The organism is Obesumbacterium proteus (assembly GCF_001586165.1).
Lineage (GTDB): Bacteria > Pseudomonadota > Gammaproteobacteria > Enterobacterales > Enterobacteriaceae > Hafnia > Hafnia protea.
In genome coordinates this window covers 664,218-676,735 of sequence record NZ_CP014608.1, presented here as the reverse complement: position 1 = coordinate 676,735, position 12,518 = coordinate 664,218, and the positions used below count along the sequence as shown (strand labels likewise).

The window sequence follows — 12,518 nt, the reverse complement described above, 5'->3', positions numbered from 1 at the left end:
CCTGCAATCGTTTTCCAATCCCCCCACTCACCTTGTGCTAAAATCCCCTCCCGTCTTTATCCTTCAAACTTTCAGTAACCAATACGGATCTACAATGAAACGTGAATTAGCCATCGAGTTCTCCCGCGTCACAGAAGCCGCAGCACTGGCAGGTTATAAATGGTTAGGTCGTGGTGACAAAAATGCCGCCGACGGCGCAGCCGTAAATGCTATGCGCATTATGCTTAATCAGGTCGATATCGACGGGGAAATCGTCATCGGCGAAGGCGAGATCGATGAAGCGCCAATGTTATATATCGGCGAGCGTGTCGGTACCGGCAACGGCGATCAGGTTGATATCGCGGTAGATCCTATTGAAGGCACTCGCATGACGGCCATGGGGCAGTCAAATGCGCTTGCCGTGATGGCCGTCGGTGATAAAGGTACGTTTTTACGCGCGCCGGATATGTATATGGAAAAGTTAGTCGTTGGGCCCCAAGCTAAGGGCGTTATCGATTTAAATCGTCCATTGGCTGAAAACCTGCGTTTAGTGGCTGAAAAACTGGAAAAACCACTGCATGAACTAACCGTCATCACGCTAGCAAAACCTCGCCATGATGGCATCATTGCGGAAATGCAGGCGATGGGCGTTAAAGTTTTTGCCATTCCTGACGGCGACGTTGCCGCCTCCATTCTGACCTGCATGCCTGAAAGCGAAGTCGATGTGATGTATGGCATCGGCGGTGCACCGGAAGGCGTGGTATCAGCCGCCGTTATTCGAGCTCTGGATGGCGATATGCATGGCCGCCTGCTGGCACGCCACGACGTAAAAGGCGACACGCCAGAAAACCGTGCTTTAGGCGAACAAGAGCTGAAGCGCTGCGCTGAAATGGGTATTGAAGCCGGTAAAGTGCTGCGTCTGGATGAAATGGCGCGTAATGATAACGTGGTGTTCTCCGCAACGGGGATCACTAAGGGCGATTTACTGGAAGGGATTTATCGTAAAGGCAATATGGCGACAACGGAAACGCTGCTGGTTCGCGGTAAGTCGCGCACTATTCGCCGTATTCGCTCAACGCATTATCTGGACCGTAAAGATCCGAAGATCTGCGAATTGATTATCTAGTTTTACTCGTTCAGCCTCTCATTCTCGAGGAGGCTGAACGATGTTAATTCAACGACTACGCCATATGCCCTTGCTGCTGCATTTTATGCGCCAGCGGCAGCCAGCAAAGCAGAATCATCACGCCCATTGCTGTCATTAACATGCCTAAGCTGAATTGCCCCGTCTGAGGCAACAGCGCTGAAAACCACGCCATCGCACCAGAACCTACGTTTTGCAATCCACCCACTAAAGCACCCGCCGCACCCGCCAAAAATGGGAATGGCTCCATGGCACCGGTGGTCGCCAGTGGGAACAACATGCCAGCGCCAAAGAAGAACAAGGCAGCGGGCACAACCAGAGTCCAGATATTCATAATGCCGAACCAGCCTGGTATCCACATCATTAATCCGGCAACCAAACAGCTGATCACCGAATGCCACATTAGCGTGGAGAAGCTTTTACCCTGACGTCCTGCGTACCAAGCGCCGAAGAAGGCCGCAGGAATAGGCAGAATAAACAGAATACTGACGACAATACCGCTAAGCCCTAATACGCCGCCCATTAAGACGCCGGAACAAGCTTCAAAAACAGCCACTCCGGCCAGTCCACCAACCAGCATAATCAGATAGCAACCAAACGAGCCGTTGGTCAGCAACATCTTGTAGCTGGCAAGCATATTCTTACGCGGCGCATTGGCAGGGCGGGTTTCTGGCAGAAAGCGATACATCGAAAACATAACGCAAACGCAAAGCAACAGCAGGAAGCCGTAGCAAGCACGCCAGCCTAATACCGAATCCAACATGCCGCCGATGACCGGTGCCAGCAGTGGGCTGACCAAAATGCCCATGTTTAATAGGCTATTGGCATAACGTAGAGAAGGCCCTTCGTAAAGATCGCGTGGCATCGTTCGCGCCATCACGCCAGCAACACCCGTCCCCATGCCTTGCAAGGCACTCGCCATGATCAGCATGTCTAAATTGGTAGACAGCAATGCCCACAGCGCCCCGGCGATGAAAATCCCCATACCGAGCAGAATAACAGGACGACGGCCCACCCGATCGGATATCGGACCGTAGATCAGCTGCGAGCCGCCATAGGTTAGTAAATACGCCGCCATCACGCCCTGCACCGCACCGCTACGCACGCCTAAATCGCGCGCCATATCGGCAATAGAAGGCACATAAATGGTTTGCGCCATCTGACCAACGGCGACTAATAGAATCAACATCACTAACAGATGAAAATTTTCGAGCTTTCTCATTATCTTACGCTTGCCGACGCATTAAATTAGTATAATCGACCATTCACTTGGTGAAAGTCAGGAAGTTAAACCCATAGATCGGCGCATAATCTAACAGATTGGTTTAAATAAACGAGAGAGTAAGGTGCTTTATTCTGGTGTGATTTGGCATATAAAAGTACCCGACTCGTAAAGAAAAAGTTACAGCCATATGTTCTTTCTGCGACGAGATTAAAAATAGAGAATATTAATCATTTAATAGCGATTTATAAGTTATTAAACTATATACCCACTTTCCAAAAGGATTTGAGTCATGAAGACACCAGAACTGATTATGCTGCAGTTGAAGAGCCTAGGCCCTCAATCAGCCAAAATGCTCGCAGATAGAATTTCTATCACGACTATGGGCATTCGCCAGCATTTACAGCAGCTCGAGCAACGTGAGCTTGTCTGTTATGAAGAGGCCAGAACCAAGGTGGGTCGCCCAACGCGTTATTGGTCATTGACCACCAAGGGCCACGGCCAATTCCCAGATCGTCACCAAGATCTGTCACGCGTGCTACTTGGCGCTGCACAGCAATTATTTGGCGACGAAGGCGTCGACAAACTCATTAACGTGCGCGAAGACTCCCTCTTCCAGCGTTACACAACCGAGCTTGAAAAGCATCCCGAAGGTGAGGAACGCTTCCAGGCCTTAGCTCGCCTGCGCCAAAACGACGGCTATATGGCCGAGTTGGAAGTCGAAGACGATGCCGTTGTCCTGATCGAAAATCACTGTCCGATTGGCGTTGCAGCCCATAACTGCGGTAACTTATGCAACTCAGAGCTGAGTTTATTGCATCGTCTTTTAGGGCCGAACTATGAAATCGACCGAGTCGAGCATATTATTTCCAACTCACGCCGCTGTGCATATCGCATTACACCTCGGGAGTTGTAACCATGGCAGAATGGGTAACGGGAACCATTACTCAAGTTCAACACTGGACAGATAATCTGTTCAGCATACAGGTGCAAGCACCGGTCAAAGCCTTTACGGCTGGCCAGTTTGCCAAACTCGGCTTAGACATCGACGGTGAGCGCGTGCAGCGCGCTTACTCTTACGTCAACGCGCCGAGCGATAGTAACTTAGAGTTTTATCTGGTGACCGTGCCTGCTGGCAAGCTCAGCCCTCGCTTGCACAGCTTGCAGGCCGGAGATACTTTACAGGTGACTGAAGAAGCCGCAGGCTTCTTTGTTCTGGAAGAGGTGCCTGACTGCAATACGCTATGGATGCTCGCGACAGGGACCGCGCTTGGGCCTTATTTGTCGATTCTGCAGGAAGGCAAAGACCTAGAACGCTTTGAAAATATCGTTTTAGTTCATGCTGCTCGCTTGGCGCAAGACCTAAGCTATTTGCCGCTGATGCAACAACTTGAGCAGCGTTATAACGGTAAACTGCGGATTCAAACCGTGGTTAGCCGTGAGAACGCTGCGGGTTCACTGCAGGGCCGAGTTCCCGCATTAATTGAAGATGGTTCACTGGAAGCCGCGGTTGGGCTGAAAATTGATGCCGACAACAGCCATATTATGCTGTGTGGTAATCCGCAGATGGTGCGCGATACTCAGCAGGTATTGAAGGAAACGCGTGGCATGCGTAAGCATCTGCGCCGTAAACCAGGCCATATCACCAGCGAGCATTACTGGTAATAGCATCACGATCGGGTGCCGGATAATTTGTCCGGCACTTTTCTGGGTTTAACGCCCTGCGTTCTTAAAATCGACAGGCGTAGGCTCTGGGCCAAATCGGTTATCCCCTTCTGTTCCCACGAATGAACCGCAGTCAATCAGCATCATCACGCCAATCAGCGTAGGGATAAAACGCCCAACGCCCCACTGCCAGATCTCGGCCAACATGCTCCAATTCCCCGCAGCTAACATCCATGCTAGTACCACCAACAGCGCCCACCAGCCTGACTTATTACGATCGTGCAAACGCTTCACCAGCACCGCAGCCGTTGGCCAGAGAGAGAATACCAAGCCAAATGCCGCCGTTTGCAGCGAAACCCAGCCGCTTCCCGCAATGGAAAAAATAATCACTAAAAGTAGCGCCCACAATCCCATCCAAATCCAGAAATCGCGCCGCCCGATCCGTCCGTTAAAAGAGAAACACCATTTTTGAATGGTCATTTTCCGACGTTACCTACGTAATTAAACCTAATGGCGGCAAAGTCTACCTTATCTCGATTAGCCATCGGGGAATTTTGCACACAATTTTGACAATCACCCTCCGAAAACGCTTTAATCAGGTATCAGGCGTGTGTATTACCAGCATTCAGAATAGCGGATTGGAAAATCAGACCAACAATGAAAAAAATGAGTTGCTACACATCCAACAAAGTTTTTCTCTTACCGATACTGCTTCTGTGGGCCACGGCCACCACCATCAGTTTCTCAGCTCATGCAGCAGCAGATGAAAAGCATTCCCTGAGTGACGAACTTCCCGCGGCACCTTATCTGCTCCCCAATGCACCTACATTCGATTTAACGCTGGTTGAGTTCCGGTCTAAATACAACATTGAAAACCCAACGCTCATCATCAATGAATACCGTGCTATCAGCGTTAAAAATGAAGAAACCGCCATTACCCGCGCTGCGAGTAAAATCAACGACGATCTCTACTCTTCCGTGGTGCTAGAAAAAGGCACCGGCAAGATTAAAAGCTTACAGATGACCTATATCCCGCCCGTTCCCGTAAAAGATGAAAAAGAGAGCGGGAAAGCTGAGGATAAAAAAGCAGTGAAGCCGGATGACAAAGACAAAGCATCACGTGCGCTGGCGGTAAATTATATGGCCGCCATCATGCGGCATTTTTCGCCTACACTGTCCTTTGATCAGTGCACCGCGAAAGTCTCCTCACTGTTGAATAAAGGGAAAGGCCAGCTCTATTTCGCCCAAAACGATGGGGCATTGCGCTATGTGGTGTCAGATAGCGCAGAAAAAGGTATTACTTTCGCTGTTGAACCGATTAAGCTGTCGCTATCAGATAATGCAACTTAATCGCATCCTTTCGTATTTCATGATGGAAAACAAAACTTCTTAGTCGCGAGCTTTCTATACTGATTTACAGACAATGCCGTAAGGCAGACTTTTACGATTATGTGTTCCCGAATTGGAGAAATGAAAATGCGTCAACCATTAGTCATGGGCAACTGGAAACTCAACGGCAGCCACCACATGGTCAACGAACTGATCCTTGCGCTGCGTAACGAACTGAGCGAAGTGGCCAACTGTGACGTTGCTATCGCGCCACCAACTATCTATCTGGATCAGGCTGCACATACTCTGGCAGGTTCTCGTATCGCTCTGGGCGCGCAAGACGTTGGTATCAACGCATCTGGCGCATTCACTGGTGAAACTTCTGCTCAGATGCTGAAAGATGTTGGTGCTAAATACATCATTATCGGCCATTCAGAGCGCCGTACTTACCACAAAGAAAGCGACGAGTTCATTGCTGAGAAATTCGCAGCGGTTAAAGAAGCAGGTTTAATCCCAGTTCTGTGCATCGGTGAAACCGACGCAGAAAACGAAGCAGGCAAAACTCAGGAAGTTTGTGCGCGTCAGTTAGACGCCGTGCTGAAAACCATGGGCGCTCAGGTGTTCAAAGGTGCAGTCATCGCTTACGAACCAGTATGGGCAATCGGTACTGGCAAATCTGCAACTCCAGCACAGGCTCAGGCCGTTCACAAATTCATCCGTGACCATATCGCTAAGCACAACGCTGAAGCCGCTGAAGAAGTGATCATTCAGTACGGTGGTTCTGTGAATGCCGCTAACGCTGCTGAGCTGTTCACCCAGCCAGACATCGATGGCGCGCTGGTTGGCGGTGCATCTCTGAAAGCTGACGCTTTCGCAGTTATTGTTAAAGCAGCAGCTGAAGCTAAAAAAGCCTAATCGCTTTTTTATGCTTTAAACGCAAAAACCCCGGTTCTCCGGGGTTTTTTTATATCTGACATTTTATCGCTGCGAGATTTGATCAAACTCGCCGCCGGTTGAAAAGTGCTCTTTCTGCGCTTTCTGCCAGCCGCCAAAGACTTGGTCAACGGTAAAGAGCTTCAGCTGTGGGAACTGCTGGCTGTATTGTTTGGCAATGGCCTCGTCACGCGGGCGGTAGTAGTTCTTCGCCGCGATAGTTTGCCCTTCCGGTGAATACAGATACTTCAAATATTCATCGGCCACCTGACGCGTGCCGCGCTTATCAACTACTTTATCAACAACAGATACCGTTGGTTCAGCCAGAATAGAAACGCTTGGCGTCACGATTTCAAACTGATCTTTGCCCAGCTCATGCTGTGCCAGCAACGCTTCATTTTCCCATGCGATCAGCACATCACCGATACCTCGCTCAACAAAGGTATTGGTTGCGCCACGCGCGCCAGAATCCAGCACCTCAACGTTCTTATACAGCGCCTTCACGAACTCTTTCGCTTTCGCCTGATCGTTGTTGTTGTTCTGCAATGCATAACCCCATGCGCCTAAATAGTTCCAGCGAGCGCCACCTGAGGTTTTTGGGTTAGGCGTGATAATGGCAACGCCCGGCTTGATTAAATCATTCCAGTCGTGGATCTGCTTGGGATTGCCTTTACGTACCAAAAATACAATGGTCGAGGTGTAAGGCGCGGAGTTATCCGGTAGGCGTTTGATCCAGTTTTTATCAATACGGCCGCGTTCAGCGATGGCGTCAACGTCACAAGCCAGCGCGAGCGTGACGACATCGGCTTCGATACCGTTGATGACCGAAGTCGCCTGCTTACCCGATCCGCCATGAGACTGCCTGATCGTCACGTTATCGCCCGTTTCTTGCTTATAGTGTTTGCTGAAAGCCTCGTTGTATTGTTGATAAAGCTCTCGCGTTGGATCGTAAGAAACGTTTAGCAACTGAATATCTTTTGCCAGTGCACCGGTAGCCACCAGCAGTAACGACAGCCCAATCCCGAATTTATGCATCACCGCTCTCCAAAACTTTGTCCCCAAGAAGTTAAGGTAGAGCCTGCCAGAAACCCGAGAAATCATTAAAGAATAAAAAAGATACAGTTATACCGTCGAGGAATAATAGAAAGCATTTTACTCAGCGGATTTATTCGTAGAGAAAAGCAAAAAGCCCCAAGAAGGGGCTTTTAGAATCAGATTCACTTTTAATTTGTGAAACGATTAGTACAGCACTTTCGCGGTTTCTAACCAGTCACCTTTGAACGGACGCTTCATGTTTTCAACAGCGTCAATGATGTCATGGTGAACCAGCTTTTCGTTCTGAATACCAACGCAACGGCCGCCATAGCCCTGCAGCAGCAGCTCAATGGAGTATGCGCCCATGCGGGAAGCCAGAATGCGGTCATAAGCGACTGGCGCGCCACCACGCTGGATGTGGCCCAGTACAGTTGCGCGAGTTTCACGGCCGGTTTCTTGCTCGATGTGTTTCGCCAACTCATCGATATCACAGATATGCTCGGTGATAGCCACAATCGCGTGTTTTTTACCCTTGATGATGCCCGCTTTGATTTCGTTAACCAGATCTTCGCGTTTGAACTCAACTTCTGGCAGAACGATGAACTCACAGCCACCGGCAATCGCCGCCGCCAGAGTCAAATCGCCACAGTAGCAGCCCATCACTTCAACGATAGAAATACGCTGGTGAGAAGAAGAGGTATCACGCAGACGGTCAATCGCTTCAACCACGGTTTCTAACGCGGTGAAGTAACCAATGGTGTAGTCGGTACCGGCTACGTCGTTATCAATGGTGCCCGGCAAACCAATGCAAGGGAAGCCCATTTCAGTGATGCGCTTCGCACCCATGTATGAACCATCACCACCGATAACAACCAATGCGTCTAAACCCACTTTACGCATGTTATCAACGGCTTTCTCACGGACTTTATCGTCACGGAATTCTGGGAAACGCGCAGAACCCAAGAAAGTACCACCGCGGTTAATCATGTCAGAAACGCTAGAGCGATCCAGCTGCTTCATTCGACCTTCGTACAAGCCAAGGTAGCCGTCCTCAATACCGTAGACTTCTAACCCTTTCGCTAACGCTGCACGTACAACACCACGGATCGCAGCGTTCATACCTGGAGCGTCACCGCCACTCGTCAATACACCGATTTTCTTGATCATGACTACCTCTGAGCTTGTAGATGCTATTCTTAAGAATTGTTTTCGCCATCGCGCTAAACGTTATTATATGTGGTACAGGACACAGGTATAAAAAATGAACGTTTATCGCTGCTACTGCTGAATATTATATCAAAGTTATCCAGCTGAATTGATTCAGGTCAGTCTAGTTTGTGGTAAAAAAATTCCCAAGCACTTAAAGAATAAATTTAGAAACCCACCACACTAATAACATTATTTCTTATAGTTTAGCCGTGATTAGAGCTCCCAATGCCCTTTTTGCCCATCAGGTACCACCGAACAGGGGTCTTGATGGATAATCACGTCCGAACCAGGAAAACGTCGCAAAATCGCCTGCTCAACTTGTTCAGCAATGCCATGAGCCTGAATTAAAGGCAGGTTATCGTCCATCTCAATATGTAACTGAATAAAACGAGTCGGCCCAGACTGACGGGTTCTTAGATCATGCACGCCGCTAACGCCCGGCCATGCGTGCACAATATCAATGATCGCTTGCCTTTCATCGTCGTCCAAAGCCCGATCCAGCAAAGACTGCACGGCTTCATATCCCATACGCAGCGCGCTATACAGGATGTAAACCCCAATCCCCAATGCAAACAGGGAGTCTGCACGAGTAAAGCCATACCAGCTCAGCCCCAGAGAAATAAGAATCGCGCCGTTCATCATCACGTCGGACTGATAATGCAGCATATCGGCACGCACCGCCTGACTACGCGTTTTACGCACGACCCAACGCTGGAAAGTGACCAACACCATCGTGCAGGCTAAAGCGATAATGGTTACCCCAATCCCTAGGCCGGGATCGGTCATCGGCTCTGGATTGATAAGGTGCTGGAATCCGGTAAGGAACAGAAACAGCGCGGAACCAGAAATAAACATACCTTGAGCCAGCGCGGCCAGCGATTCAGCTTTACCGTGGCCAAAAGTGTGTTCTTCATCAGCTGGCTGCAGGGAATAGCGAACCACAAACAGGTTTGTCAGCGAGGCCGCGATATCAACCACAGAATCCACCAGCGACGCCAATAGGCTCACTGAGCCAGTATGCCACCAGGCAAGCGTTTTAATAATAAGGAGAGCGGTGGCAGTTACCGTGGCTCCCAGCGCAGCGGTTTTGACTAACCGTGCATACTGCTGGTCCATGAAAATTTCCTTTAACGATTAGGGCTGTTCAGTATAGCGAATTAATGACAAAAAAAAGCCACTCGGGAAATGACACGATACCGATCGTTAAATCGCAGACAAAAAAACCCCACCGCAAGGTGGGGAAGACAGGGATGGTGTCTATGGCAAGGAAAAACAGGGTGCTACTCTTTCGTACCTAACTTCAGGGCTGAAGTATTCTGCATGGTCGCTACCTGCTGCTGCCAACTGGCAATGCGTTGCTGGTAACGCTCATTTAACTGGGCCTTTTGCTCGGGAGTCAGCAGGTTGTACATCTGGTTGCGAATTTTCGCCATTTCAACCTGACGGTTTATACTCTCCTGAGCCATTTTTTCGGCTAACTGCCGCACTGCGGCTTCATCGAACTTTTCTGCCGTTACCAGATTATGCATGGCTTCAGCCTCCGCTATATCAACGCGGGGTAAATCATGTCGCGCTAGTTGCATCAAATCGCGCATTTGTTGACGCTGATGTTCGGTAAGATTCACACCGTCAAACATGCGGTTATGATCCATACTTTGATACAACATACCGTTTTGTTGAGTGCCATCGGCAAATGCTGCGGTAGAGGCCATCGCAAGCATCAAAGTCATGGCTAACGAGGTTACTTTACGCATCATCTACTCCTTTGCTTTGGCTCGCTTATGTGAATCAACGAGAATCAGTGTAACTCGGGGCCTGAAAACTAGCGTCAGTGCATGTAAAACTAAGTAAAGTCATGGAATAGCGGCACTTGTTGTCGTATTTTGCGTCAGGAGGTAAACACCTATGAATAAAATTTTACTGGTTGATGACGATCGCGAACTGACGTCACTGCTGCAAGAACTGCTTGATTTAGAAGGTTTTAGCGTCGTGGTAGCGCACGATGGCGAACAGGCTCTGGAGCTTTTAGATTCCAGCATTGATTTATTATTGCTCGACGTAATGATGCCAAAGAAAAACGGCATCGATACTTTGAAAGAAGTGCGCCAACATCATCAAACGCCGGTAATTATGCTCACGGCTCGCGGTAGCGAACTGGACCGCGTATTGGGTCTTGAGCTTGGTGCAGATGACTATCTGCCAAAACCATTTAACGATCGTGAACTGGTTGCACGTATTCGTGCCATTCTGCGTCGCTCCAACTGGAACGAACAGCAGCAAAGCAACGAAAGCAATGCGCCAACGCTGGAAGTGGATCACCTGCTGCTCAATCCAGGGCGTCAGGAAGCCAGCTTTGATGGGGAAACCTTAGAGCTCACCGGCACTGAATTTACCTTGCTCTATTTGCTAGCACAGCATTTGGGTCAGGTGGTGTCACGTGAACATTTAAGCCAAGAAGTGCTAGGCAAACGCCTAACACCTTTTGACCGCGCGATTGATATGCATATTTCCAACCTGCGCCGTAAGCTGCCAGAACGTAAAGATGGCCAGCCTTGGTTCAAAACGCTGCGTGGTCGCGGTTATCTGATGGTGTCTGTTTCATGATTAATAGCCTTACGGCACGTATCTTTGCCATTTTCTGGTTAACGCTGGCGTTGGTGCTGATGGTGGTGCTCATGCTGCCCAAGCTCGATTCACGCCAGCTAACCTCATTACTGGACAGTGAACGCCGTCAAGGCATTATGCTGGAGCAGCACGTAGAAGCAGAGCTAGCTGTTGATCCGGCGAATGACTTGATGTGGTGGCGCCGTTTGTTCCGCGCCATTGATAAATGGTCACCTCCGGGTCAACGCCTTCTGCTGGTGACAAGCGAAGGGCGCGTTATCGGCGCTCAACGCAATGAAATGCAGATTGTACGTAACTTTATCGGCCAGTCTGATAACGCAGACCAGCCGAAAAAGAAAAAATATGGCCGACTCGAAATGTTGGGGCCATTCCCTATTCGTGATGGCGAAGATAACTACCAGCTCTATCTGGTTCGCCCTGCAAGCAGCCCTCAGTCTGATTTCATCAACCTGATGTTTGACCGACCGCTGCTGCTGTTGCTTGTCACCATGCTTATCAGCTCGCCGCTGCTGCTTTGGCTCGCATGGAGCCTCGCAAGCCCCGCTCGTAAGCTTAAAAACGCCGCCGATGATGTTGCCAGCGGTAACCTTAAACAGCATCCGGAACTGGAGGCTGGCCCGCAGGAGTTCTTAGCCACAGGCGCTAGCTTTAACCAAATGGTCAGCGCGCTTGAACGTATGGTCAACGCACAGCAGCGTTTGATCTCTGATATTTCGCATGAGCTAAGAACGCCGCTCACGCGCTTGCAGCTCGCCACCGCGCTGATGCGCCGCCGCCATGGTGAATACAACGAACTGTCACGCATTGAGATGGAGGCGCATCGCCTCGACAGCATGATTAACGATCTGCTGGCGCTATCCCGTAATCAGCATAAAACCGAGCTAGAACGCGAGCATTTGAAAGCCGATGAGCTTTGGGATGACGTGCTAGACAATGCGAAGTTTGAGGCCGAGCAGGTTGGGAAAACGCTAGAGATCATCAGCCCTCCAGGGCCTTGGCCACTATTTGGCAGCCATGCCGCTCTGGATAGTGCCGTTGAAAATATCGTGCGTAACGCGCTGCGTTACTCTCATCATCAGATTGCGGTGACGTTTAGCTGCGATAATCAGGGCATCACTATCCACGTTGATGATGATGGCCCGGGCGTTGCACCAGAAGATCGCGAGCAAATTTTCCGGCCGTTCTACCGCACCGATGAAGCGCGCGATCGCGAGTCGGGAGGAACCGGTTTGGGCCTCGCTATCGTAGAAACCGTGGTTGAACAGCATAACGGCTGGGTGAAAGCCGAAGACAGCCCGCTGGGCGGTTTACGCCTGACACTTTGGCTTCCGCTTTATACGCGATAAGTTTGGAGTATAATGCGCCCCCTGACCTTGG

At 50.0% G+C, this 12,518-nt stretch carries 13 protein-coding genes; 7 read left to right on the top strand and 6 right to left on the bottom strand.

Going from position 1 to position 12,518, the window contains the following annotated elements:
- The first annotated feature begins 94 nt into the window (after positions 1-94).
- Positions 95-1,105, top strand: a complete 1,011-nt coding sequence (gene glpX / locus DSM2777_RS03350; RefSeq protein ID WP_046457276.1) for a class II fructose-bisphosphatase — start codon at positions 95-97, stop codon at positions 1,103-1,105.
- 55 nt (positions 1,106-1,160) lie between these two features.
- On the opposite strand, the gene emrD is transcribed toward glpX, so the two are convergent.
- Entirely contained in the window at positions 1,161-2,345 is a 1,185-nt protein-coding gene (gene emrD / locus DSM2777_RS03345; protein ID WP_061553174.1) for a multidrug efflux MFS transporter EmrD, read from the bottom strand.
- 292 nt (positions 2,346-2,637) lie between these two features.
- On the opposite strand from emrD, the gene DSM2777_RS03340 reads away from it, so the two are divergent.
- Both DSM2777_RS03340 and fpr read left to right on the top strand, forming a co-directional pair.
- Complete coding sequence (locus tag DSM2777_RS03340) at positions 2,638-3,261, top strand: helix-turn-helix transcriptional regulator (protein ID WP_025801478.1); 624 nt, start codon at positions 2,638-2,640, stop codon at positions 3,259-3,261.
- A 2-nt stretch (positions 3,262-3,263) separates the two neighbouring features.
- A complete protein-coding gene (gene fpr, locus DSM2777_RS03335) occupies positions 3,264-4,010 on the top strand; it encodes a ferredoxin--NADP(+) reductase (protein WP_061553173.1) in 747 nt (248 codons plus the stop codon).
- A 48-nt stretch (positions 4,011-4,058) separates the two neighbouring features.
- On the opposite strand, the gene DSM2777_RS03330 is transcribed toward fpr, so the two are convergent.
- Entirely contained in the window at positions 4,059-4,490 is a 432-nt protein-coding gene (locus DSM2777_RS03330; RefSeq protein ID WP_046457278.1) for a DUF805 domain-containing protein, read from the bottom strand.
- A gap of 177 nt (positions 4,491-4,667) precedes the next feature.
- Here DSM2777_RS03330 and DSM2777_RS03325 point away from each other — a divergent pair, with 177 nt between their 5' ends.
- Together DSM2777_RS03325 and tpiA are read left to right on the top strand one after the other, a co-directional pair.
- Positions 4,668-5,360 (top strand): DUF1454 family protein, encoded by a 693-nt coding sequence (locus DSM2777_RS03325; RefSeq protein WP_061553172.1) that lies wholly within the window; start codon positions 4,668-4,670, stop codon positions 5,358-5,360.
- A gap of 126 nt (positions 5,361-5,486) precedes the next feature.
- Positions 5,487-6,254 carry a triose-phosphate isomerase gene (gene tpiA, locus DSM2777_RS03320; RefSeq protein ID WP_025801482.1) on the top strand — a complete coding sequence of 256 codons (768 nt, stop codon included), beginning with the start codon at positions 5,487-5,489 and terminating at the stop codon, positions 6,252-6,254.
- A gap of 63 nt (positions 6,255-6,317) precedes the next feature.
- On the opposite strand, the gene DSM2777_RS03315 is transcribed toward tpiA, so the two are convergent.
- The 4 genes from DSM2777_RS03315 to cpxP form a co-directional block, all read right to left on the bottom strand.
- Positions 6,318-7,307, bottom strand: a complete 990-nt coding sequence (locus DSM2777_RS03315; RefSeq protein ID WP_061553171.1) for a sulfate ABC transporter substrate-binding protein — start codon at positions 7,305-7,307, stop codon at positions 6,318-6,320.
- A 204-nt stretch (positions 7,308-7,511) separates the two neighbouring features.
- Positions 7,512-8,474 (bottom strand): 6-phosphofructokinase, encoded by a 963-nt coding sequence (pfkA, locus tag DSM2777_RS03310; protein WP_061553170.1) that lies wholly within the window; start codon positions 8,472-8,474, stop codon positions 7,512-7,514.
- A 255-nt stretch (positions 8,475-8,729) separates the two neighbouring features.
- Positions 8,730-9,632: a CDF family cation-efflux transporter FieF gene (gene fieF / locus DSM2777_RS03305; RefSeq protein ID WP_061553169.1), complete on the bottom strand. Its 903-nt coding sequence runs from the start codon at positions 9,630-9,632 to the stop codon at positions 8,730-8,732.
- Between the two features lie 164 nt (positions 9,633-9,796).
- Entirely contained in the window at positions 9,797-10,270 is a 474-nt protein-coding gene (gene cpxP, locus DSM2777_RS03300) for a cell-envelope stress modulator CpxP (protein ID WP_025801487.1), read from the bottom strand.
- A 151-nt stretch (positions 10,271-10,421) separates the two neighbouring features.
- Between cpxP and cpxR the strand changes: the two genes are divergently transcribed.
- Together cpxR and cpxA are read left to right on the top strand one after the other, a co-directional pair.
- Complete coding sequence (cpxR, locus tag DSM2777_RS03295) at positions 10,422-11,120, top strand: envelope stress response regulator transcription factor CpxR (RefSeq protein WP_025801488.1); 699 nt, start codon at positions 10,422-10,424, stop codon at positions 11,118-11,120.
- Positions 11,117-12,487, top strand: a complete 1,371-nt coding sequence (gene cpxA / locus DSM2777_RS03290) for an envelope stress sensor histidine kinase CpxA (protein WP_025801489.1) — start codon at positions 11,117-11,119, stop codon at positions 12,485-12,487. The genes cpxR and cpxA overlap by 4 nt, the downstream gene beginning before the upstream one ends.
- Positions 12,488-12,518: the final 31 nt, after the last annotated feature.

What these genes read in the sequence shown, in the direction of transcription:
- glpX (WP_046457276.1), top strand. Translation starts at nt 95, where the DNA reads ATGAAACGTGAATTAGCCATCGAGTTCTCCCGCGTCACAGAAGCCGCA.
- emrD (WP_061553174.1), bottom strand. Translation starts at nt 2,345, where the DNA reads ATGAGAAAGCTCGAAAATTTTCATCTGTTAGTGATGTTGATTCTATTA.
- DSM2777_RS03340 (WP_025801478.1), top strand. Translation starts at nt 2,638, where the DNA reads ATGAAGACACCAGAACTGATTATGCTGCAGTTGAAGAGCCTAGGCCCT.
- fpr (WP_061553173.1), top strand. Translation starts at nt 3,264, where the DNA reads ATGGCAGAATGGGTAACGGGAACCATTACTCAAGTTCAACACTGGACA.
- DSM2777_RS03330 (WP_046457278.1), bottom strand. Translation starts at nt 4,490, where the DNA reads ATGACCATTCAAAAATGGTGTTTCTCTTTTAACGGACGGATCGGGCGG.
- DSM2777_RS03325 (WP_061553172.1), top strand. Translation starts at nt 4,668, where the DNA reads ATGAAAAAAATGAGTTGCTACACATCCAACAAAGTTTTTCTCTTACCG.
- tpiA (WP_025801482.1), top strand. Translation starts at nt 5,487, where the DNA reads ATGCGTCAACCATTAGTCATGGGCAACTGGAAACTCAACGGCAGCCAC.
- DSM2777_RS03315 (WP_061553171.1), bottom strand. Translation starts at nt 7,307, where the DNA reads ATGCATAAATTCGGGATTGGGCTGTCGTTACTGCTGGTGGCTACCGGT.
- pfkA (WP_061553170.1), bottom strand. Translation starts at nt 8,474, where the DNA reads ATGATCAAGAAAATCGGTGTATTGACGAGTGGCGGTGACGCTCCAGGT.
- fieF (WP_061553169.1), bottom strand. Translation starts at nt 9,632, where the DNA reads ATGGACCAGCAGTATGCACGGTTAGTCAAAACCGCTGCGCTGGGAGCC.
- cpxP (WP_025801487.1), bottom strand. Translation starts at nt 10,270, where the DNA reads ATGCGTAAAGTAACCTCGTTAGCCATGACTTTGATGCTTGCGATGGCC.
- cpxR (WP_025801488.1), top strand. Translation starts at nt 10,422, where the DNA reads ATGAATAAAATTTTACTGGTTGATGACGATCGCGAACTGACGTCACTG.
- cpxA (WP_025801489.1), top strand. Translation starts at nt 11,117, where the DNA reads ATGATTAATAGCCTTACGGCACGTATCTTTGCCATTTTCTGGTTAACG.